Annotated in this window: 18 protein-coding genes; 5 read left to right on the top strand and 13 right to left on the bottom strand. The window is 70.7% G+C overall.

Going from position 1 to position 21,413, the window contains the following annotated elements:
* Entirely contained in the window at positions 1 to 1,059 is a 1,059-nt protein-coding gene (locus ACTWNK_RS05920) for a type III polyketide synthase (protein WP_474302507.1), read from the bottom strand.
* Between the two features lie 113 nt (positions 1,060 to 1,172).
* On the opposite strand from ACTWNK_RS05920, the gene ACTWNK_RS05915 reads away from it, so the two are divergent.
* Positions 1,173 to 1,979, top strand: coding sequence for a UbiA family prenyltransferase (locus tag ACTWNK_RS05915; RefSeq protein WP_474310845.1), 807 nt, complete (start codon positions 1,173 to 1,175; stop codon positions 1,977 to 1,979).
* Between the two features lie 27 nt (positions 1,980 to 2,006).
* Here the strand turns inward: ACTWNK_RS05915 and ACTWNK_RS05910 are convergent, their stop codons facing one another.
* Complete coding sequence (locus ACTWNK_RS05910; RefSeq protein ID WP_474310844.1) at positions 2,007 to 2,402, bottom strand: RidA family protein; 396 nt, start codon at positions 2,400 to 2,402, stop codon at positions 2,007 to 2,009.
* Between the two features lie 115 nt (positions 2,403 to 2,517).
* Between ACTWNK_RS05910 and ACTWNK_RS05905 the strand changes: the two genes are divergently transcribed.
* Positions 2,518 to 3,495, top strand: coding sequence for a helix-turn-helix transcriptional regulator (locus tag ACTWNK_RS05905; protein WP_474302505.1), 978 nt, complete (start codon positions 2,518 to 2,520; stop codon positions 3,493 to 3,495).
* A gap of 186 nt (positions 3,496 to 3,681) precedes the next feature.
* Positions 3,682 to 4,485, top strand: a complete 804-nt coding sequence (locus ACTWNK_RS05900; protein WP_474302503.1) for a hypothetical protein — start codon at positions 3,682 to 3,684, stop codon at positions 4,483 to 4,485.
* A 4-nt stretch (positions 4,486 to 4,489) separates the two neighbouring features.
* Here the strand turns inward: ACTWNK_RS05900 and ACTWNK_RS05895 are convergent, their stop codons facing one another.
* The 6 genes from ACTWNK_RS05895 to ACTWNK_RS05870 form a co-directional block, all read right to left on the bottom strand.
* Positions 4,490 to 5,614: a winged helix DNA-binding domain-containing protein gene (locus tag ACTWNK_RS05895; protein ID WP_474302501.1), complete on the bottom strand. Its 1,125-nt coding sequence runs from the start codon at positions 5,612 to 5,614 to the stop codon at positions 4,490 to 4,492.
* A gap of 103 nt (positions 5,615 to 5,717) precedes the next feature.
* Positions 5,718 to 7,127: a DUF2079 domain-containing protein gene (locus ACTWNK_RS05890; protein ID WP_474302499.1), complete on the bottom strand. Its 1,410-nt coding sequence runs from the start codon at positions 7,125 to 7,127 to the stop codon at positions 5,718 to 5,720.
* 183 nt (positions 7,128 to 7,310) lie between these two features.
* The gene (locus ACTWNK_RS05885; protein ID WP_474302497.1) at positions 7,311 to 9,551 is read right to left on the bottom strand and encodes a DUF7927 domain-containing protein; all 2,241 of its coding nucleotides are present in this window, start codon (positions 9,549 to 9,551) and stop codon (positions 7,311 to 7,313) included.
* Between the two features lie 63 nt (positions 9,552 to 9,614).
* Positions 9,615 to 10,625 carry an ArsR/SmtB family transcription factor gene (locus ACTWNK_RS05880; protein WP_474302495.1) on the bottom strand — a complete coding sequence of 337 codons (1,011 nt, stop codon included), beginning with the start codon at positions 10,623 to 10,625 and terminating at the stop codon, positions 9,615 to 9,617.
* Between the two features lie 26 nt (positions 10,626 to 10,651).
* The gene (locus tag ACTWNK_RS05875) at positions 10,652 to 11,023 is read right to left on the bottom strand and encodes an iron chaperone (RefSeq protein ID WP_474302494.1); all 372 of its coding nucleotides are present in this window, start codon (positions 11,021 to 11,023) and stop codon (positions 10,652 to 10,654) included.
* A gap of 90 nt (positions 11,024 to 11,113) precedes the next feature.
* Positions 11,114 to 12,370 carry a cytochrome P450 family protein gene (locus tag ACTWNK_RS05870; protein ID WP_474302493.1) on the bottom strand — a complete coding sequence of 419 codons (1,257 nt, stop codon included), beginning with the start codon at positions 12,368 to 12,370 and terminating at the stop codon, positions 11,114 to 11,116.
* A 437-nt stretch (positions 12,371 to 12,807) separates the two neighbouring features.
* On the opposite strand from ACTWNK_RS05870, the gene ACTWNK_RS05865 reads away from it, so the two are divergent.
* Positions 12,808 to 14,169, top strand: a complete 1,362-nt coding sequence (locus ACTWNK_RS05865) for a condensation domain-containing protein (protein ID WP_474302492.1) — start codon at positions 12,808 to 12,810, stop codon at positions 14,167 to 14,169.
* A gap of 57 nt (positions 14,170 to 14,226) precedes the next feature.
* On the opposite strand, the gene ACTWNK_RS05860 is transcribed toward ACTWNK_RS05865, so the two are convergent.
* From ACTWNK_RS05860 to ACTWNK_RS05850, 3 genes are all read right to left on the bottom strand, one after another.
* The gene (locus ACTWNK_RS05860) at positions 14,227 to 15,078 is read right to left on the bottom strand and encodes an AfsR/SARP family transcriptional regulator (RefSeq protein ID WP_474302491.1); all 852 of its coding nucleotides are present in this window, start codon (positions 15,076 to 15,078) and stop codon (positions 14,227 to 14,229) included.
* 144 nt (positions 15,079 to 15,222) lie between these two features.
* Entirely contained in the window at positions 15,223 to 15,903 is a 681-nt protein-coding gene (locus ACTWNK_RS05855) for an O-methyltransferase (RefSeq protein WP_474302490.1), read from the bottom strand.
* A gap of 75 nt (positions 15,904 to 15,978) precedes the next feature.
* Positions 15,979 to 16,911 carry an NADP-dependent oxidoreductase gene (locus ACTWNK_RS05850; protein WP_474302489.1) on the bottom strand — a complete coding sequence of 311 codons (933 nt, stop codon included), beginning with the start codon at positions 16,909 to 16,911 and terminating at the stop codon, positions 15,979 to 15,981.
* A 115-nt stretch (positions 16,912 to 17,026) separates the two neighbouring features.
* On the opposite strand from ACTWNK_RS05850, the gene ACTWNK_RS05845 reads away from it, so the two are divergent.
* Positions 17,027 to 17,572 (top strand): MarR family winged helix-turn-helix transcriptional regulator, encoded by a 546-nt coding sequence (locus ACTWNK_RS05845; RefSeq protein WP_474302488.1) that lies wholly within the window; start codon positions 17,027 to 17,029, stop codon positions 17,570 to 17,572.
* 34 nt (positions 17,573 to 17,606) lie between these two features.
* On the opposite strand, the gene ACTWNK_RS05840 is transcribed toward ACTWNK_RS05845, so the two are convergent.
* Together ACTWNK_RS05840 and ACTWNK_RS05835 are read right to left on the bottom strand one after the other, a co-directional pair.
* Positions 17,607 to 18,815, bottom strand: coding sequence for a cytochrome P450 (locus ACTWNK_RS05840; protein WP_474302487.1), 1,209 nt, complete (start codon positions 18,813 to 18,815; stop codon positions 17,607 to 17,609).
* Between the two features lie 45 nt (positions 18,816 to 18,860).
* Positions 18,861 to 21,035, bottom strand: a complete 2,175-nt coding sequence (locus tag ACTWNK_RS05835; RefSeq protein ID WP_474302486.1) for a BTAD domain-containing putative transcriptional regulator — start codon at positions 21,033 to 21,035, stop codon at positions 18,861 to 18,863.
* Between the last annotated feature and the right edge of the window lie 378 nt (positions 21,036 to 21,413).

The raw sequence follows: 21,413 nt of genomic DNA, 5'->3' as shown, positions 1-21,413 counted from the left end.
CTACCAGCGCAGCAGGACGAGTTCGGCGCAGAACCCCGGGCCCATCGCCATGAGCACGCCCGGCGTTCCGGGTGGCGGTGCGTGCTCGCGCATCGTGTCGCGCAACACGTGCAGGACGGAGGCCGACGACAGGTTCCCGTGCGCCGCCAGCGAGCGCCAGGTCACATCGAGCGCGCCGGGCGGCAGATCGAGGACCTCGGCGACCGTTTCGAGGACCTTGGGGCCGCCCGGATGGCACACCCAGGCCGTCACGTCCCGCGTGCTCAGCCCGTGCTCGCCGAGCAGGCCGTGCACGTCGCCGGGCAGGTGCGCACGGACGACCTCGGGCACGCTCGCGTCGAGGACCACGCCGAACCCGCTGTCGCGCACCTCCCAGCCCATGACGTGCCCGGTGTCCGGATAGAGGTGACTCCGGGTGTCGATCACGGTCGGCCCCGCGAGCGCGCTGCCTCGGTCGGCCCCGCAGGCCACCACGGCGGCGGCGCCGTCGCCGAACAGCGCGCTGGCCACCAGGTTCGCCGTGGAGGTGTCGCCGCGTTGCAGGGTGAGCGAGCACAGCTCCACCGACAGCAGCACGGCCACGTGATCGGGCCTGCCCAGCAGGTAGTCGTGCAGCCTGGCGATGCCCGCCGCCCCCGCGACGCAGCCAAGGCCGAAGATCGGAATGCGCTTGACGTCGGGACGCATGCCGAGCGCGGCGGCCACCCTGGCGTCGATCGAGGGCACCGCGATGCCCGTGACCGTGGTGAACATGATCAGATCGACGTCGCCGGGCTCCAGCCCCGCCTGCTCAAGCGCCCCCGACACCGCCTCGATGCCCAGCCGCACCGCGGCCGAGACGAACACCTCGTTGGCCGCGCCGAACCCGTCGAGCTTGCCGTACTCCTCAAGGGGCAGCACGAAGTCGCGGTGCTCGACCCGCGCGCTGTCGTGCAGCCGTTTGAGCAGCGTGGCGTCGGCGCCCGCCGGGAGGAACGTCCGTGCGACGATCTCCGTCACATCGGCCTGCGGGTATCGGTTCTCCGGAAGTACGGCGTGCACGGCTGCGATCAAGGTCATCTGGCCTCTCTCCGGTGTTCCTCCAGGATCGCTGTCCCGGCCTCTGGTTACTATGCCCATGAAGTGGCGTGGAACCGGCGATCGGTCAGGTGGGAACGCTGAGTCGCGTGCGCATGCTGAAAGGGCTGGCCGGGAGTTGCCACCCCGGTCCGACCGTCGCCGTCACCGCCCTGGTCACCGTGGTCGCCATGGCCTCGGGCCGTGACGCGGCCGGATGCGTGCTGGTCGCCGCCGCCGTGCTGAGCGGGCAACTGTCGATCGGCTGGTGCAACGACGCCGCCGACGCCGAACGCGACGCCGCCGCCGGGCGCACCGACAAGCCGATCGCCGCCGGGCTGGTCGGCGTCCGCGCCGTACGTGTCGCCTCCTTCGTCGCGCTGGGGTTGTGCGTGCCGTTGTCGCTGGCGTCCGGACTGCTAGCCGGTGGCGTGCATCTCGCCGGTGTCGGGGCGGCGTGGGCGTACGACCTGGGGGTGAAGGCGACCGTGTTCTCCTGGGCGCCCTATGTGGTGGGCTTCGGCTCGCTCCCGGCGTTCGTGACGCTCGGGCTGCCCGGCCGTCCGTGGCCCGCGTGGTGGGCGGTGGCCGCCGCCGCGCTGCTCGGGCTCGGGGCGCACCTGGCCAACGTCCTGCCCGACCTGGAGGCGGATCGGGCCAACGGCGTACACGGCTGGCCGCAGCGGCTCGGGGCCAGGGGGATCGCCGTGCTGCTGCCGGTGCCGTTGCTGGCGGCGACCGGGCTGCTCGCGTTCTGCCCGCCGTCCGGGATGTCGTCCGGGTGGGCGTGGGGGGTGCTGGGGCTGGCGTGCGGGGTGACGGCGGCCGGGGTGGTGCTCCAGGGGAGATGGGCGTTCCGTGCGGCGATCGCCGTGGCGGGGCTCGCGGTGGCGCTGCTGGTGGCGCACGGGGTGAGCATCTGACCATCGCGCCCGGGCTCCGTGCCCGGCTCAGGCTACGGCGGTGCCTTCGAGTTCGACCAGTAGGCCCGGGACGGCCAGGCGGGTCACGCCGAGCATCGTGGTGGACGGCGCCGCCCCGGCCGCGCCCAGCCGGGCGGCGAGCACACCGTAGTGCTCGAACAGTCCGTCCACGTCCGTCGTGTACACCGTCAGCCTGACCAGATCGGCGAGCGTCATCCCGGCCTCGCCGAGCACGGCCTCCAGGTTGTCCAGCGTCAGGGCCAACTGCGCCGCCATGTCGTCCGGGTGCTGGGGCTTGCCGTCGCCGCTCATCGCGGCCTGCCCGGACAGGTACAGGGTCCGGCCGTGCCCGGAGACCAGCTCACCCTGGTTGTAGCCCAGGTGCGTCGACCACTCCCACGGGTTGACCGCCGTACGTTCGATCGTCATCTCGGTTCACTCCATTCGCCGTGTTCATTCGGTGTGTTCATTCGGTGTTGTCATCAGCCTGCCGCCAATACACGACATCCTGTGTCGTGTATTGGCCTAGGGTTTTCGTATGCGTGCCGATCGGCTGGTCTCGCTCGTCCTGCTGCTGCGCCGGCACGGCCGGCTCTCGGCGACGGCGCTGGCGCGTGAGCTGGAGGTGTCCACGCGCACGGTGCTGCGCGACATCGAGGCGCTGTCGGCGGCCGGAGTCCCCGTCTACGCCGAACGCGGGCGGCACGGTGGATTCGCCCTGCTGCCCGGCTTCCGTACCGAACTGACCGGCCTGAATCACGACGAGGCACTCGCCCTGCTGGTCGCCGGGTCGCGGCGTGGCGCGCAGGCGTTCGGTCTCGGCTCGGCGCTCGCCTCGGCGATGCTCAAGGTGGTCGACGCCCTGCCCGAGAGCTATCGCGACACCGCCGCCGGGGCGGCCGGGCGGCTGCTCGTCGATCCGCAGACCGATCTGCTGTCGCGCCGCCTGGCCGACGAGGAGGTGCCGGACGCCGTTTCGGCCGAGGTCCTGCGTGCGGTGTTCGCCGGGCACAGGCTGCGCATCCACTACGCCGCGTTCGGCCAGGCGCCCGAGTGGCGCACGGTCGACCCGATCGGCCTGGTCACCGTACGCGAGCGCGGCTACCTCCTGGCCACCCGGGCAGGCCAGGACCGCACCTACCGCCTGTCCCGCATCCTCGCCGCCGAGGAACTCCCCGACCTCGCCCAACGCCCCGACCGGGTCGACCTGAACCGCGCCTGGCAGGAACGCGGCACCCGCTTCCGCACCGGCGGCGACGCCCAGGTCACCGTCCTCACCCGCCTACCCCCCACCCACCGCGAACCCCTCGTCGCCACCGCACTCGCCGTCCTGTCCGAATCCACCACCCCCGAAGGCCATCTCCTCATCGAGGCCACCTTCCAGGACGCCAGACACGCCGAATGGACCCTCTGGCAACTCTCCCCCCACGCCGAAGCCCTCAGCCCACCCTGGCTCCGCACCGCACTGCACGAGAGAGCGGGGGTCGTGGCGGAGCACTACGGGAGGTCGCTGTGAGCCGCCTCAGGGCTGGCGGACCTCGCCTACGGCCACTCACGAAGCCGAAGTCCCGCCGATCGGGCGTCGCGATCCGAGTGACACCGCCCCCGGCGACCGTGACGCATGGATCCTGACATACCCACTGGCTAGGGTGGGCGGGCCGGGTTGTCGGAGGAGAGTTGATTCGTGGTGCGTAGTTATCGGATGGGTGTGTTTGCGGCTGTGGTGGCCGGGGTGTACGCGATGGTGGTGGGGGTTGCCGCCGTGATGGCGGTGACGAGTGGCGGGCTGGGGGTGTTGCGGCCGGTCGCGGCGTTCTCGTTCGGGGAGGGGGAGCCGCCCACGACGGTTGCGCATCTGGTGCTGCTCCTCGGGGTCGGGGGGATGTGGACGTGGAGCCTGTGGCAGGCGTTGCGGGGGCCGCGTGTGGTCGTGGGGGCAGTCGCGCCTGTGCTCGACGGGGCCACGCAGCGGGCGCGGATCGCGCTGTACGTGGCGGCGGCGAGCTGCCTGGTGTACCTGTTCCTCGAGTCGACGCCCTGGGCGGCCTTGCTGATCAACTCGACCGTGATGTGCGCGGTCGTCCTGCTGCTGCACCCGGTGCTGGGCAAGGCGCAGGAGGCGGCCCCGCTGGCCAGGGTGGCGGGCGTCCTGGGTACGGCGGGCACGGGCATCGTCGGTGTGACGGACCTGCTCGACGTGCCCTCGCCCGACGCCGTCGTCCTGGTCTGCGGGCTCGCCTCGCTGGTCTGGACGGTGATCGTGCTACGCGCCCAGCGCCATGACCCGAGATGGCATACCTCGACCGTCGTGTACGGCATCGCCGCCCTCGTCGTGCCGATCGCCCTCGAACTCACCCGTCTGGCAGGCGACGACATCTACGCCGACGTCATGGTCGTGGGCCTGGCCCTGCAGATCGCCTGGCTCGCCCGCACCGCGCACGACCTCGCCGAGCCCCGCCCCGAACCGGCCACCCCCACGCCCGACCTGGAGGCGACCGCGGGCTGAGACGTCAGTCCGATGCCGAGACGAACCTCACGTCGTGCGAGGCGGCCTCGCCGGGTGCGACCAGGGCCAGGATCCTGAGCCCTTCGACGCCCACCGCGTCGGCGTCCTCGCCGGACAACGCCTCGAACGGCAGCACGCTGACGACTCCCGCCCGTCGGTCCAGCCGCCATACGCCCACCACCTGACCGTCGACCAGGACCGTCTGGTCGATCAGGTCCCCGACGCACACGCGCCGCCGTACCTCGTCGCTCATCACGCGGGTGCGGTCGGCGTAGGCGAGCAGCATGCCGTCGTAGGCGGCGAGCAGCCGTACCGGAGCGGGTACGTCACCCGACGGGCGGGGCGCGTCCGGCAGGTCGTAGAGCACGCGCCCGGATTCGTCCCGGAACGTACGCAGTTCCTCCCCCATCGCCTCGACGACCTCGCCGAGCCCGGCCACACCCGACCAGGACCGCATGTCGGCCGTCGAAGCCGGTCCGAACGCGGCCAGATGCCTACGGACCAGCACCTTCGGATCCGGCGGGTACGGCGAAGCGCCGAGTACCGCCTCGGCCCATTCGACGGGGATCGCGCCGGAGGCGTCCCAGGTGCCGCTGGGCGCGGGATGCAGCAGCGGCAGCAGGTACTGCACCGACCAGGCCAGCGCACTGCCGTTCGCGCCGGGCCTGGTGGCGGCCAGGCGGCGTCCGAGTTCGGGACGCGTCACGGCGCCTTCGGCCAGGATCTGCCGGGCCTCGGCGACGAGTTCGGCCAGGTCGATCCCCTCGGTCCGCTTGCCGAACGCGTTGCGCTGCACCCGCGTGAGCAACGGCGTCAGCAGGGGCCGCAGCCAGTGGAAGTCGGCGGCGCTGACCAGGTGCTGGGTGGCGCGCATGAGGCACGAACGCACGAGGCGGCGCTCCTCGACGGCCGAGGTCAGGTCGCCGAGCGCGAAGTCGTCCATGCGGGAGTGCAGGGCGAGGTACGGGTCGTTGGGATGCTGGCCGTTGAGCCCGCCGACGCGCTCGGCCATCGCCACGACGTCGTCCCCGCCCACCCGTTCCAGCAGCGCCTGGCGATGCAGGGACGCCCGGTTCAACGCACGACGGTCCAGCAGTTCGGCATGGGCGCTCGCCCGGCGCACCCCCACGGCGCTCCCACCTTTCTGGATGAACTACGCAGTAGGGACACCTTAGGCCGGTCGCGCCCATGCCGCAGAACATGATCGTTCAGCGGCACGCCGGAACCACGGTTCAGCCGCACACAGCATCCGCCCTCGGGTCGCAAAGGACGACATATCCCTCCTGCGCGAAGACCTCGACATAGCCGCGCCGCCGGAGCAGGCCGACATCCGCCACCTGCTCCTGAACCGAGGCGAAGTGCGGCTGCCTGGCGATGACGTCCGCCAGCACCCAGGGCGCACGTTCGGGACGTTGTGCGGTCTTCGCGGCCCAGGCGACGACCCTCGTCCGTGCCGAGATGTTCGGGCCGAGCGCGTTGGCCGTCTCCACCAGCACGCCGTCCGGGACATGACGCATGGCCTCCTTCGCGGCCACGGCGCGGGGCGCGGCGCCGTACCAGCCGGGGTTGAGCATGTCGCCGAGTGCGAAGAACGGCACGGTCGCCGCCATCGCGACGGTCACGGTCGTGGCCCATGCCGGGACGAACCACGTGGCCCGCCCGTTCAGCATGCGCCGAAGCCGCACCGCGCCGTCCACCGCCGCGCAGAGCAGGGCCATCACGATCGCGGCGTTGTAGTGGTAGCGGGTCCCCCACCAGCCCGCCGCGCCCGCATCGGTGGCGAGCATGCGTTCGGCCAGCAGCGCCGCCGGAGCCAGGACATACGGCGAAAGCAGCGGCAACAGCAGCAACGGGCCCACGAGCAGCAGGAGCGTCCACACCTTCGTGTCCGGCGAGAGCACCACGCCCACGACGTCCAGCGGGTGGGTGAGCATGCGCACGGCGGCCTCGCCCGGCCCCTGCCCCCATGCGCTGTAGTACCAGTAACGATCGGGGTCCCCGCCGAATGCGGGAATGAGCACCTTGCCCGCCAGCCACAGGAACGCGCACCCCCCGAGCACCATCGCCAGCCCCGCCCGCCGCCACCCGCGTACGAGGAGAAGACCGCACCCGAGCCCCGCGACGAAGATCGAAAGATCCTCCTTGACCAGCAGCAGCACCGCGGCCACGGCCAGGGCATGAGAGGTACGGCCGGCCTGGATCCGCTCGAACAGGACGGCCGTGATCAGCGGCACGAACGCATATTCATGAAAATGGAATCCGACAGCCTCGGCGACCGGCCAGGACAGCACGTAGGCCACACTCAGCCAATAGGCGGGCCCGACGCCGAGCGCCCGCCGCACATAAACCCACAACGGCGGGACCGCCAGTGCGAAAAGCGCGGCCTGTGCCACGATGAGCGTCTCGGGCCCGTCGTGAATCCAATACAGCGGAGCCAACAGTACCAGAATCGGGGAAAAGTGATCCCCCAGCAACGAGAACGCCGATCCGGCCTGACTCCAGTTCCCCTTGACGAACGAAAGCGGCGCCCCGAACCCCGCGTACCCCCGAACACCCTGGTCGAATATCACCAGGTCATAGACACCGGTCCGGAAGGCATTGAACTCCACCAGCCCGAGCACCGCATACCCAAGAAACGCCACGACCACCATAGCTCCTACGACATATCGATGCCGTAAGCGAGTTCCTCGAAACCCGTCAACCCCTAGAGCAACCCCTAATACACCCGGCCATGCCCTGGTCACCTGATCTCCATTCCCGAAAGAAAAAGGTTGAGTGCGCCGAGAAATGACTCGGCGCACTCAACCCAGCAAGATCAGTACCTATTAAATTCCGCGGACTACCGCTTTATCCAACTTACGCACCTTGACGTGAGTCGTGCATTTCGGATCGCGTGACCCCCGATGGCAGGTCGAATCCGGTGGCCCGATCACGCGGTTCGTGAGCGTGAGGTTGCCCTTGCGGGTGAGGCGTACGGTGTAGGTGATGGTGATCTTGGCGTGGGCCGGGACGTCGCCCTTCCAGGTCAGCACCGGCCGGTCGTAACGCAGCACGCCCGCACTTGCCCCCCGCCTGACCAACCGGGCGTCGTCCAGCACATTGCGAAGATCGTCGGTGACGACGGCCCCCGGGTACGGCGTGCCGTACGGGTTGGACGCGGTGATCGTGTAGGTCACGCGGTCGCCCGACCTGACGGCGCTCTTGCCGATGACCAGGCCCTGCCGCCGCGCCCGGCCGATCTCCAGGCTGTAGTCCTCGACCTCGCCGATCCCGCCGTAGCCGTCGTGAAGGGGGTCCCGGGCGGCCCGCCTGCCTTCGACGGACTCCCCGAACACGCGGACGCGGACATACGTACGACCGGGCTCGAGTGCGGGCAGGTCGCGCCAGCGCAGGGTCACGGTCGTGTCGCCGGGTGCGGCCGTGCCGAGCAGGCGTTCGGCACGCTCGAACGCGCGGTCGCGGTCGAAGTCGATCCAGGCCGCCACCAGCGCCGGACGCCCGGTCAGATTGTGCACGGCCGCACGGAGCACGTACTCCCGTGCGCCTACGCGCAGCGGCAGCAGGCGTGCGACGGAGTCGTCGAACGTGTCCAGGTCCGCCGACGCCGACGGCTGCCCGTCGCGCTCGGCGCTCACGCCCGCGCCGAGGGTCAGCCGCGGGTCGACGGCATGGAAGGCGCCGCCCTCACGCGTGCGCGTGCCCAGGTAGCCGGGCGCGTCGCCCCAGTCCTGGGCGTCGGCCGGGATGACCGTACGGCAGCGCGGGTCCGGCGAGCCGGGCGGGCAGTTGCTGCCGGGCACGGTGACGACGTTCTTCATCACGCGGTCGCCGATCGGGTCGAAGACGACCGAGTACGTGATGACGGCCTTCGCGCCGATGGCGATGTCGCCGCTCCAGGTCAGGCGTCCGTCGTCGACCGAGGCCGGAGGCGGCGCCGCGTCGTCGTTGTGGCGGCCGTCGTCCAGGACGTCGCGCAGGTCGTCGGTCAGCTTGACGGCACGGGCGTCGGCCAGGCCGGTATTGGTGATCGTGACGGTGTAGACGACGTTCTCGCCGGGCTCGGGCGCGGCCGGGCTCGCGGTCTTGGCGACGTCGAGCTGCGGCAGCAGCAGGATGCTGGAGCAGTCCGGTTCCTCGGCTCCCGGCGGGCAGGTGGTGCCGGGCGAGACGACCGCATTGGCGAGCCTCAGATCGCCCTCGCCGGTGACCGTGACACTGTAGGTGATCTTCACCTCGCTCTTCCTGGCGACGTCACCCCGCCACGACACCTTCGGCTCGGCGTACGTCGCACCACCCGACGCGTCGTCGTTGTAGGTGGCGTCGTCCAGCACACCGGTCAGGTCGTCGACGAACGACGCGCCAACGTAGTCCGCCTCGCCGTCGTTGGTGAGCGTCACCGTGTACGTGACCTTGTCGCCTGGCTGGGGATCGCCGGGCGCGGCCGACTTCACCACCCTGACCACGCCGAACGGCTCGCACGAGTCCACCTCGCCGCTCAGGCCGTTGACCGTCGTCGAGGCCTCGTTGCGCAGACCGGTGCGCCCGCCCTCGCCGTCGTCGGCCGTGCAGTCGGAGCTCCCGGGCTCGGCCTGTGCGGCGTCGGCCGCGTACCGTACGGTCACCCGCCACGTGTGCGCCTGACCGGCGCCGAGTGCCTGACCGGTGACGATGACCGGCTGGGCGGCGCCGTCGAAGCCGGGCTCGGTGCTCAGCGACCCGGGCGCGGTGTTGACGGCCGACGCCGACACGACCGTCGCCCCCTTGCCGAACCGCACCGTGTCCGACAGGTCGTAGGCCCCGTCGCCCGCCCCGGAGTTGGACACCGCGATCTCGTACACGACGTCGTAGCTGCCGGGGCTGCCTGGCACGGGGGTCACCGGCCGGGAGCGGGTCTTGGCCGAGGTGATGCCGGGCGTGGGACGGCATGCCTCCTGGGTGCTCGCGTCGCCGTCGACGGTGAGCGTGGAGGTGTTGCGCAGGCCGGTGCCGCTCTCGCCCTCGGTCAGGTCGCAGTCGGTCGACGTGCTGGTACGCGCGGCGGCGGGCACGCCCGCGACGACGGTCACCGTCCAGGTGTGCACGGCCGCGGCGGCGATCGCCTGGTCGGTGCCGGTCCTGGGCCCGCCGCCTCAGGCGTAGGGCGCCGCGGTCCCCGGCTCCTGGTTCAGCAGGGCGATGCCCACCCCGGTGACGTGGTGGTCGGCGCCGTTCTCGTGACGAAGGGTGGTGATCAGTCCGGCGTCGCGCAGGATCCTGGTGTGCTGGCTGATCGCCGCGGGAGTGACGTCCAGGCGGCGGGCCAGCGCGCCGGTGGTCGCCGTGCCGTCGGCCAGGGTGGTGAGGATGGCGGCCCGGGTACGGCCGAGCAGCACGGCCAGCGCCTCGGTCGTCGTGCCCGACGACCACACGCCCGCCGCCTGGCCGATGGCCAGCGGAGCCGGGTAGAGCAGGAGCAGGCGCTCGCCGGGGCTGGCGGCGTCGTACATGACGGCGGGCTTGCGCAGGAAGTAGGAGGCGGCCAGGGTCAGGCCGCGCCCGTCCAGGACGATGTCGGCACGTGAGCGCTGCCCGCAGTCGACGGCCAGCGTGGGCGACTGCCAGCTGATGGCGGGATGCAGCGTGGACAGCAGGCTCTCGACGCCGCCTTCCAGCACGACGACGCCGCGCCTGGCGCGTTCGGCTTCGAGGTGGGCGTTGATGCGCTCCCAGTGCGGGCCGACCGCCGTGCGGTGGTAGGCGTCGACGACGGAGAGCATCTCGCGCCTGGCGTCGAGGAGGTCGACGACCCCGGCCAGCACCTGCGGCACCCGTCCGTGCGCCTGGGCGTAGTAGTCGAGCTCGGCGTGCACGTCATGCCTGGTCCTGGCCAGGAAGCGCTGCTCGCTCTCGGCCATGTCGGGCCCCTCGCCCGACAGGCTCGCCAGGTCGAAGATCGGCGATCTGGCGGGCGCGATCGCGCTCAGCACGGTGTGGCGCGCGTCGAGCCTGGCCCGGACCCGGCGCCGCCAGGCCCCGAACGTCGCCGACTCCGCCTGGCTGCGCAGCGCCTCCAGGCTGAACACCGTCTCCGCCATCGGGCCGAGCGTCGAGATCACCCGGACCCTGGCCAGGTCGCCGGCGGTCAGATGGATCTTGTGCACTCAAGCTCCCGTGCCGCTCGACCGCCTCACATCCACAGCACGCCGTCGTCCTCGTGCTCCCGGCGGCGGTGGATGATCATATCGCGGAGCAGGCCGGTGGGCACGGGCTCGTCGTACGGGAGCTTGACCGTGCCCTTTCCCGTCGCGAACGCGGTGAGGGCCGGGGCGAAGGCCTCGCGGGTGCTCGGGGTGAAGGCGACGCCGGCGTGTTTCGCATGGCCGCTGAGCATGAAGAGGATCGTGCCCGACGGATGGACCCAGGCGGGATGGCCCCACTTGATGGCCTCGGTGGCGTCGGGCAGCGTCTCACGGGCGAGGTCCCGGATCTGCGCGAGGAGGGCGCGTGCGGGCTCGGGGAAGCGGTCGAGGTAGTCGTCGATCGTCTGTGGCCTGGCCATGCGCTCCAGCCTACGACGCGTGCGCGCACGCGCTTGGTGGTTGCCACCGGGTGTGTGGGGGCGGCGGCAACCACCGGCAACGGGGCGCGATCAGCCCCTGGGCTCGCCGAGATGGACGGGCAGGCTGGTCACGGAGTTGGAGAAGATCGACGGCACGGCGGTCAGCTCCGAGGAGTCGACGGCGAGCCTGAGGTCGGGGAACCGTGCGAACAGCGCGGGCAGCGCGACCGCCGCCTCCAGTCTGGCCAGGGCCGGGCCGATGCACACGTGCGGGCCGCCGCCGAAGGCCAGGTGCCTCTGGTTGGGCCTGTCGATGTCGAAGCGGTCGGCGTCGGCGCCGTACTGGGCCGGGTCGCGGTTGACGCCGCTCCAGGTCGCGAGGATGGCGTCGCCCTTGGGGATGGTGACGCCCGCGACCGTGATGTCCTCGGTGGGGAACCTGGCGGGGAAGTTGCCGACGGGCGCGTCCCAGCGCAGGGTCTCCTCGATGACCTTCGACCAGGCGCCCGCGTCGCCGGAGCGGACGAGCTCACGCTGGTCGGGGTGGCTGAGCAGGGCCCGCGTCGCGTTGACGATCAGGCTGATCGACGTCTCGTGCCCGGCGCCGATGAGCATCCACAGCGTGTCCTCGAGCTCGTCGTCGGTGAGCGCCTCGCCCTCCTCGCCGTTGACCGCGATCAGCGCGCTGGTCAGGTCGTCGGCGGGCTCGGCCCTGCGCATGGCGAACAGGCGCTGCCAGAGCTCGTGCCGTTCCTGCTGGGTGGCGAGGTACTCCTCCGCCGTCGTGTCGGCGCGGATGACGGTGTCGATGAGCTCGCGGAAGCGCGGCCACCACTCCTCGGGCACGCCGATGAGCTCGCAGATGACCTGCATGGGGAACGGGTAGGCGTAGTGCTTGCGCACGTCGACGATGCCGTCGGGCCCGGCGTGGCCCGGCAGGTCGTCGAGCATGGCGTTGACGATCTCTTCGATCCTCGGGCGCAGCCGTTCGACCCTGGCCCGGGTGAAGGTACGGGTCAGCGGCTTGCGCAGCCGCCTGTGCTCGGCGCCGTCGCGGGCCATGGCGTTGTTGAGCCGGATCATGCTGAGCAGCGGCCAGGCGTCGGGCACCTCGCCGCGCCGCAGGGCGTCCCAGTTGCGCCAGTCCCTGCCCACCCTCGGGTCGGCCGCGACATCGGCGAGCAGCGCGTAGTCGGTGATCACCCACATCTCGACGCCACCGGGGAGCTCGGCGCGGATGACCGGCCCGAGCTCGCGCATCCTGGCCGCCTCGCCGTGCCTGTCGGTGCCCGAGGGGTCGATCTGGATCAAGGGGGGAGGGGTCTGGACGACTACCGAATCGCTCATAGCGGTATGCCTCCTGGCTGCTGTGATGTCGGGGCGTGGAAAGGGGTCGGAAAAGCGGGGCGCCCCTGATGAAACCGCCGGTTCAGCCGCTACTCCGGCGCTGATCCGACCGGCTTCCGCCCCCGGCACCACTGTTGGCTCTCTTTCACATGTCGATATCGCCGGCGGGGCGTCATACGTCCTGCACATGACCGCCCACCAGCACGTTCCTCGCGGCAGACAGAGCCCACCGGCTTATTCGCCAGACAATCACGGCGCGCTTGAAAATCGCTTAATTGTCTCCAAAGCCCTCCAAATTACTGCAATTGATCACGACCGCCTGCATCGTTTGACAATTGTTGTATGGTTGCTAATATCGCCCCATCTGGCGACTCTCGCCTTTATTCCGATTTATCTCAGTATTCGCCGCAAATTCCGCCGCGATTGGGACCAATGCCATGAACTCCCCGACCATCAGCAACCTCGAAACCGTCGACGCCTACCCGCCCTCCAGGCCGCTGAGCCCCACGGAACGCTGGTACTGGATCATCGATCAGCTCTCCACCCTCAATGTCAGCGCCCGCGTGCGCATCGAGGGCGAGGTGTCGGCCGACGCGCTGACCGAGGCCCTGCGCGCCCTGCAGGCCCGCCAGCCGCTGCTGCGCCTGGCCATCACCGACGAGCCGGCCGAAGGCCCCGCGTTCGTGCCGACCGCCAACCCGATCCCGCTGCGCCAGGTCGTCTCGGCCGAGTTCGAGGACGGGCGCTGGGAGCGCGAGATCAACGAGCACGAGTTCGCCGAGTCGATCGACTGGCGTTCCGGCCCGCTGGCCCGCGCCGTCCTGCTCACGCAGCCCGGCGACGTGCACGACCTGATCCTCAGCGTCCCGCACTGCATCTCCGACGGCACGACCGCACTCGCCCTGCTCCGCCAGTGGGTACGGCTGGCCGCCGAGCCACCGGCCGCTGCCCCCGAGAGCGCGGCGGGCCCCGTGCCCGTCGCCGTCGAGGACCTGTTCCCGCCGCACTTCCGCGAGATGGCGGGCGTCCTGCCCGACAAGGACCCCGACGCGGGCGAGGAGCAGGAGGAGGCGCAGGACGGCGTGGTCGGCCGGGTGGTACCCGACCACTTCGTACCGTTCGACCTGCGCAAGACGCGCGTGCTGCACCGCCACCTCGACGCCGACGCGCTGGAGCGCCTGCTGGCCGCCTGCCGCAAGGAGGGCGTCACGCTGCACGGCGTGCTGGCCGCTGCGATGGCCTCGGCCGTGGCCCGCGACGCGGGCGCCAGGCCCAGGGCGCACTTCGCCGTCGGCTCCCCCGTCGCCTTCAGGGACGAACTCGACCGGCCGATCACCGAGGAGGAGGTCGGGTGCTTCGTCTCGGCCGTGCACTCGGTGGTCTCCTACCGGCCGGACGACCTGTGGACGATGGCCCGCTTCATCAACAAGGACATCGCCGCCCGCAGGAGCGGTGGCGAGCAGTACTCGGTGTTCAGCCTGCTGGCCAGGCAGGGACCGATGGGCGTGGCCGACAGCGAGCCGCTCGTGCGCTACATCGAGGAGCAGGGCTCGTTCAACTTCTTCGTGTCCAACATCGGCAGGTTCGACTTCCCCGACATCGCAGGCGGATGGCGGCTGTCAGGGGCGCAGTTCGTGGGCGGCATCTCGGTCGTCGGCTACTTCGCCTCGTCGGTCAGCACCAGCCACGGGCAGCTGAACTGGAACTTCACCCACATCGACGAAGCGGTGCCGCGTGAGCGGGCCGAGCGCCTCGTCGACGACTGCATCCGCACTGTGCTCGCGGCAGCCGACAGGTAGCAGCCGCCTCCTGGCACGCGGGTGGGTGCTCTCCCCCCGGGGCGCCCGCCCGACGGCTCAGAAGGAGCTGGCCAGCGCCGGAATCTCCGGCAGGTCGACCGAGGGCCTGCGCGGCAGCGGCACCACCTCGGCGCCGTCGAGCGCCGGGTCCAGCGTCAGCACGGCCTGGTGGAACTCCTTCAGCTTGGGCGAAGGCTCCAGCCCGAACTCGGTGAGCATGTTGTGCCGCAGCCGGTGGAAGGCCTCTAGCGCCCTGATGCGATAGCCCGAGCGGTACAACGCGATCACGTACTGGGCATGCAGGTTCTCGTGCAGGCGGTTGCGCAGGGTCTGCACGGCCAGTTCGCTGAGGATCTCGCGATGCAGCCCCAGCCTGAGGTCCAGCTCGATGCGGTAGTCCAGCAGCGTCATCCTGGACTGTTCGAGCGCGGCGACCTCGGCCCTGATCCTCGGGCCCGGCTCGACGTCGGCCACGGCGGGCCCGCGCCACAGGTCGAGCGCCTGGCGGAAGTGCTGGGCGGCCGAGCGGTAGTCGCCCGTCCCCATGGCGGTGCACCCGTCACGCCGCAGCCGGTCGTAGACGCTCAGGTCGAACTGCCCCTCCTCGATGACGAAGCGGTAGCCGTTGTGCACGGTCTGCAGGGTGCGCTCCGACACCTCGGCCAGCGTCTGGCCGGTCGCCTGGGTGAGCATCTTGCGCAGATGGAAGACGTATATCTGCAACGCCGCCCGCGCGCTCTTCGGCGGCACGTCCTTCCACAGCTCGTCGATCAGCGCCGAGACCGGCACCACCTTGGGATGGTTGAGCAGCAGCAGCGCCAGCACCGTGCACAACTTCTGCGCGGTGGGTGATATCTCCACGGTGCCGTGGTGGATCGACAACGGTCCAAGGATCTTGATGTCCATCATGGCGAACTCGTTTCAGGACGACTGGGCGGGTGGGTCGTGCGGCGGGGTTGACGTGTACGCGCCCCGCCGTCGCTCCGGCCCCCGAGGCCGGAGCGCACAGCCCGCAGACCGGTCCTCCTGAAACGAGTCCACGAACGCCATGGGTCAGCTGAGCTTGAGGCACACCTGAACGCCTTGGTGCACGGGCAGGCGCAGGGTCAGGAAGCCGTTGGCCGGGTCGTTGACATAGGCCAGGAAGTCCTGGGCGAAGTCGTGACCGGTGTACAGGTCGATGTCGTCGGCGATCACCAGGGCGCCGGGCCGCAGGTGGGGCTGGACCACCTGGAGGATCGGCAGCCGCAGGTCGATCCAGCCGTCGAGCAGAAGCACGTCGACGGGCTCGGACAGGTCCTTCAGCGTCTCCCGCGCGTCGCCGAGCCGCAACTCGATGACGTCGGACAGGCCCGCGTCGGCGAAGCTCTCCTCGGCCGCGCGCGCCTTGTCGGCCTGCAGTTCGGTCGTGATCACCCGCCCGCCGCCGTTGTCGCGTACGGCGGAGGCGAGGTAGAGCGTCGAGATACCGAAGGAGGTGCCGAACTCCACCACGTTCCGCGCCTTGACGGCCCTGGTGAGCAGGTAGAGCAGCTGCCCGCCCTCACGGGAGACCGACATGATGATGTTCTTGGTGCGCTCGGCCAGATCGGCCGCGCTCACGTCGGCGGGGTAGTCGCCCCTCATGTCCACGCCCGCGTCCGCGAAGGCGGTCACCAGGTCCTGCTGGTCCTCGGCTGCCAGCAGGCGCTGCAGGGTCGAGCCAACCGGGTCCGAATGTAGGGTCGAAAGCACAGGCGCACTCCTCGTTCTCGTTGCTACCCACCGGCTGGGCGCGGTCGGCCCCCTAGCCGGGCCTGCGGTCGCAGGTCAGGGGATCAGGACTGTCTTGCCGGGCAGCTTTCCTGCCGCGGCCTCCTCGTGCACGGCGCGCAGCTCGGCGAGCGGCCTGCGCTGGGCCACGTAGAGGGTCAGCTCTCCGGCGTCGACGCGACCGACCAGCTCGGCGAGCTGCTCGGCGTTGCTGCGGCCGAAGACCTGGTGGATCCGCACACCCCGGTCGGCGCTCTCCGGGCCCGGCGGGATGGTGTTGGCGAAGTCGCCACCGTCGGCGACCAGCTCCAACAGCCGGGTGAGGTCCTCGGGGCTCGGCGGCACCAGGTTCAGCACCACGTCGAACCTGCGGCCCGCCACGGCCTCGAACAGCGGGGTCTCGGTGTGCTCGACGATCTCGTCGACACCGTAGGAGCGGATGCGGTCGCGGCTGGCGGGGCTGGCGGTCGCGGTCACGACCGCACCCGTCCGCACCGCGAGCTGCACCGCGTACGCGCCCACCGCGCCGCCGGCTCCGTTGATCAGGATGGTCTGGCCGGCCTTGAGCCCGACACTGTCGAACAGCGCCTGCCAGGCGGTGAGCCCGACGGAGGGCAGGGCGGCGGCGTCGGCCAGGTCGCCGGTGCGGGGCGCGGCGGCCAGGTCCTCGGCCGGCGCGACCACGTACTCGGCCGCGGCGCCGCGCCCGGCGATGGGCAGGAACGCGACGACCGCGTCCCCCTCGGTCCAGTTCGTGACGCCTTCGCCGACCTCGGCCACGACGCCGGAGACGTCGTAGGACGGGATGTGCGGCAGGACGAGCGGGAAGATCTCGGGGAAGTACCCGGCCCGGATCGAGGCGTCGACCGGGTTGAACGCGGCGCCCGCCACCTTCACCAGGACCTGGCCAGGACCCGGCTCCGGACGGTCGGCCTCCTCGTGGACGAGGACGTCGGTGTCGCCGTAGGAGTGGTACCGCACTGCCTTCATGGTCATCCTTCCTCACGTGCTTCGAAGTCAAAGCACCAATCTAGCCTACTTTGACTTCGAAGCAACCCCGAAAGACCATCGAGTAGTTTTGGTTCGAAGCATGTACACTCACGAGATGGTTGGCTCCCGTCCCGATGCCGAAGCCGGCGACGGCCCGGCGCTCGACCCCCGGCAACTGGGGGCCTATTTCGCACTCATGGAAGCCGTCAGCCTGCTTCAGCACCAGGTCGAACTGCAGCTGCGCGCCGAAGGCGACATCAGCTACGTGCAGTTCCAGCTCCTGGCCCGCCTGTCGTCCGCCGACGGTCCCCTGACGATGACGCAGCTCGCCGACGGCGTCGTCTACAGCCGCAGCGGCCTGACCTACCAGGCCGCCCTGCTGGAGAAGGCCGAGCTCATCACCCGGCACCCCAGCCCCGACGACGAGCGCTCCACCCTGGTCGCCGTCACCGACGCCGGCCGTGCGCTGGTCGACCGGGTGCTGCCCGGCCATGTCGAGGTGACCAGGCGCATGCTGTTCGAGCCGCTGTCCGGCGACGACCTCGACCACCTGGGCGACATCATGACCAGGGTGCGCGACCACATGCGCGCCCAGCCGCCCCGCTCTGCCGTGCCGCGCAAGCGCCGTCCCGCGCCCGAGGCGCCGGACCCGGACCACTGATCCCGCTTCCCTGCCGTCCCGGCCCCGGCCGTGCTCAGCGCGCACGGGCGCCGAACCTCAGCGGCAGGTTGTTCGGACCGTGGATGCCGGTCGGCGGGCGCCAGCTCACCGGGCCCGCGACGGTCGGCGGGTGCAGCCGCTCGGCCAGTGCCGACAGCGCCTCGGCGAGCTCCACCCTGGCCAGCGCCGCACCCAGGCAGTAGTGCGGTCCCGCACCGAACAGCAGGGGCGCGGCCGGGCTGGTCCGCGTGATGTCGAAGACACCGCCGTCGTCGAAGACACGCGGGTCACGCTGCGCGGTCTGCACGCACATGGTGAGGAAGGTGCCCTTGGTCACCTGGAGCCCGCCGTACTCGAAGTCCTCGGAGGCGCAGCGGTAGATGATCGGCGTCGAGGGGATCCAGCGGATCAGCTCCTCGACGGCCTTGGGCGCCAGGTCGGGGTCGGCGGCCAGCCGGTCCCACTGGTCGGGGTGCTTGGAGAAGACGACCATCGCGCCCGACAGTTGGTGGCAGGTGGTGTCGTGCGCGGCGAAGACCAGGGTGACCAGGAGGTTGCGCAGTTCCTCCTCCGAGACCTGCCCCTCGGCCCGCTGGACCTGCACCAGGGTGGAGATGAGGTCGTCGCCCGGCTTGGCGGCCTTCTCCCGCATGAGCGAGGCGACGTAGTCGTTCAGGCCGACCACGGCCTTCTCCACGCGCGCCACGATGTCGGCGCCGTGCACCATGCTGAAGACCAGGCCGATGTCGTTGGTCCACAGCCGGAAGGTGTCGTAGTCCTCGTTCGGCACGCCGAGCAGCTTGGACATGACGGCCAGCGGCAGCGGGTCGGCGAAGCTGTCGACGAACTCCGAGACGTCGGAGGAGGCGATCCGGTCGGCCATGAGCACGGCCTGCTCGCGGACGAACGGCCGCAGCTCGTTGATCATGCGTGGCGTGAACGCCTTGGTGACCAGGCCGCGCAGCCGCCTGTGGTCGTCGCCGTCGCGGTTGTTGATCATGGGGACGAACCAGTCGAAGATCGGGCCCTGGACGACGCCGCTCTGCTCCATGTAGCCGCGGCCGTTGTGGTCGAGCCTGCGGTCGCGCAGGAACTCCTGCGCCTCGGCGTATCGCAGGACAAGGAGGCCGAGCGGGCTGTCGGCGTACCAGCTGCTTTCCTGGGCCGCCATGACCTCGGGCGAGCCGAAGTCGAAGTCGGGTGCCATCACGTCGAGGAACGGCACATCGGTGGATACGGTCACGGGAGTCTCCGTCGAAACCATGGTTGTCGTCTCTCCTTCTGGGGACTAGTCGGCCGGCAGGCCGGGCTGCTCTGCCGTCCGGGTCAGGCTGCTCAACGGCCATGCGGCCGCCGACCAGGCGGGAGGCGCCCCAGGCGCCCCGCTGTCGTACTGCGGCGCCGCCGTGACCGGCTGGTGGGCCGGCCTTCTCGGCAGCAGGGTCAGCGGCACCGAGGCGTCCTGGGCCTGCAGCCACTGCCCGGCGCCTTCGGCCGTGCTCACCGCGCCACGGCCCCACGCCATGTCGGCCGCCACGCCGAGCCGCCGGTGCAGGCGCGCCCTGCGCAGCCGTCCGGTGGTCTCGTACAACGTCTCGGCGACCAGGGCGTGGGTGAAGTGGAACCAGCCGAGCCGCTCCTGGTCCTCCACCACGAGCCCCGCCTCGATCGCGATGTCCAGGATGGCCAGCGCCGCGTCGATCTCGATCGGCACGACCTCGGCGACGACCTCGATGGCGAAGTGCCTGCCCGCGACGGCCGCCACCGAAAGCAGCTCGGCGGCGGGCCGTGGCAGCCGGGCCACGCGGCGCAGCACCACCTCCCGCACGGGCACGGGCACGGGGGCGGTGTGCGGGTCGTCCAGGCGCTGCTCGCTGGTCATCAGCTTGATCAGCTCCAGCAGGAAGAACGGATTGCCCTCGGTGCGGGCACACAGGCCCTCGGCCGTGCGCATGCCGATCTCCTGCTCGAGCACGGTCCCGGCCAGGGCCATGGTGTCGTTGGGGTCCAGGCCTTCGAGATCGACGCGTGCCAGCTTGCCCCGCGACAGCGAGGCCAGCGTCTCCGACAGGATCGGCGCCTCGTCCGAGCGGTAGGACACCACCAGCAGCAGCCGCAGCGCCGGAGCCGACTCGGCGAGGTGGGCCAGCAGCCGCAGCGAGCACGGATCGGCCCGGTGGAAGTGGTCGAGCATGATCATGACAGGAGTGCTCTGCGACACCTCGGTGAGATAGGCGACGATCGCCTCGAACCTCCGTAACGCCACACCCGCGGCGTCCTCGTCGTCGGGCGCCGCCCTGATGTCGCGCTCCAGCAGCTCGGCCACGGGTGCGGGCAGCGGGTGTTCGGGAAAGGCCACCGCCGCAGCGCGCAACACCTGCTCCCAGGGCCACAGCGAGGGCGCCGACACGTGCTCGGGACAGGCGCCCCACAGCACGGGGACGCCCGCGAGCTCGGCGAAACGCCGCAGCAGGCTGGTCTTGCCGATGCCCGGCTCGCCCGAGACCGTGACCGCCCTGCCCCGGCCCGCCTCGGCCGCGACCAGCTCTTCGGTCAACCGGCGCAACGCCTCCTGCCTGCCGACGAACGTCTCGGCGTCGGCGGGCGGCGCGGGCGCGGGTACGGCGGGCACGGCTCTCGGCGGGGCGGGGGGCTCGGCCTGCGCGGGCACGGTCGGCACGGCGGGCACGGGCCGCCAGTCCAGGGTCGGCGCGTGGTTGAGTATCTCGCTCCAGCGCTGTTGCAGGGCGGGACCGGGGTCGATGCCCATCTCCTCGTTCAGCGACAGCCGCATGGTCCGCAGCACTTCGAGCGCCTCGGCCTGACGCCCGGCCCGGTACAGCGCCAGGCTCAGCAGCTCGCACCCGTGCTCGCGCAGGGGGTTGGCCTTCATGAAGGCGCCGAGTTCGGCCACGACCACCTCGTGCGCGCCCATGGCCAGCAGTGCGGCGCAGCGCATCTCGAAGACCGACAGGCGCAACTCCTCGAGCCTGGCCACCTCGGGCACCACGCAGGGCGCGTCGGCGACCTCCGGATAGGCCTGGCCACGCCACAACGCCAGCGCCGACTCGAACTCCCCCAGCGCCTGCCGCGAGTCGCCCCTGTCGCGGGCGCGCCATCCGGCCTTGGCGTGCTCGCTGAAACGGCGGACGTCGACGTCGACGGCGTCGAGGTCCAGCAGGTAGCCCAAGGGGGTGGTGCGCAACACCGTCGCCGGAGCCCTGGGCGCACGCTCGGGTTCCAGCAACCTGCGCAGATTGGAGACATACGCCTGCAACGACGTCATCGCCGACGGCGGCGGATGACCGGCCCACAGCACTTCCAGCATGACGTCCACCGGCACCGGCTGCCCCACCTGGCTCACCAGCAGGGCGAGCAACGCGCGCTGCTTGGGCGCCCCCAGGTCCACCGGCCTGTCGCAGACCGTGGCCTCCACAGGGCCAAGCGCCCGAAACCTCACCATGATCTGGGAAGCCTCCTGGGCGTCTGACGGCTGTCTGTCGGCCCGCCGGACGGAGCCCGGCGGGGTATGGTGATGCGCGATCCTGACGACTGATGCGGTAGTCATTAGCGTCTTTCCGGGTCAGGTCAGTTGTCGATTTTCTGCCGAACCGTGCTCAGTACCCCCGCGCGTGATCGGTAGCGCGTTTCGCAGGCGATCCATAATTCGGCTCATGTTTGCCGGCACATCGAACCGCCCGAAATAGGAAAGCGACCTATAAATAACCTCGAACCAGTGGAATTTGTTTGGCCCTTAACCTCCCCGCCACCGGGCCAGCCCTTCACAAATCGCGCAAAATGTCTGCTTTCTTCGAGGCTAGGAACGCTCACTCAAAATCCA

This window comes from Nonomuraea sp. IBHARD001, assembly GCF_056106265.1.
The sequence above is the reverse complement of the archived record's forward strand: the minus strand, read 5'-3'. Positions and strand labels throughout refer to the sequence as shown.

Coding starts and splice junctions, on each gene's coding strand:
- ACTWNK_RS05920 (WP_474302507.1), bottom strand. CDS start 1,059: ATGACCTTGATCGCAGCCGTGCACGCCGTACTTCCGGAGAACCGATAC.
- ACTWNK_RS05865 (WP_474302492.1), top strand. CDS start 12,808: ATGAACTCCCCGACCATCAGCAACCTCGAAACCGTCGACGCCTACCCG.
- ACTWNK_RS05860 (WP_474302491.1), bottom strand. CDS start 15,078: ATGATGGACATCAAGATCCTTGGACCGTTGTCGATCCACCACGGCACC.
- ACTWNK_RS05870 (WP_474302493.1), bottom strand. CDS start 12,370: ATGAGCGATTCGGTAGTCGTCCAGACCCCTCCCCCCTTGATCCAGATC.
- ACTWNK_RS05850 (WP_474302489.1), bottom strand. CDS start 16,911: ATGAAGGCAGTGCGGTACCACTCCTACGGCGACACCGACGTCCTCGTC.
- ACTWNK_RS05915 (WP_474310845.1), top strand. CDS start 1,173: ATGCTGAAAGGGCTGGCCGGGAGTTGCCACCCCGGTCCGACCGTCGCC.
- ACTWNK_RS05835 (WP_474302486.1), bottom strand. CDS start 21,035: ATGGTGAGGTTTCGGGCGCTTGGCCCTGTGGAGGCCACGGTCTGCGAC.
- ACTWNK_RS05845 (WP_474302488.1), top strand. CDS start 17,027: ATGGTTGGCTCCCGTCCCGATGCCGAAGCCGGCGACGGCCCGGCGCTC.
- ACTWNK_RS05900 (WP_474302503.1), top strand. CDS start 3,682: ATGGGTGTGTTTGCGGCTGTGGTGGCCGGGGTGTACGCGATGGTGGTG.
- ACTWNK_RS05905 (WP_474302505.1), top strand. CDS start 2,518: ATGCGTGCCGATCGGCTGGTCTCGCTCGTCCTGCTGCTGCGCCGGCAC.
- ACTWNK_RS05875 (WP_474302494.1), bottom strand. CDS start 11,023: ATGGCCAGGCCACAGACGATCGACGACTACCTCGACCGCTTCCCCGAG.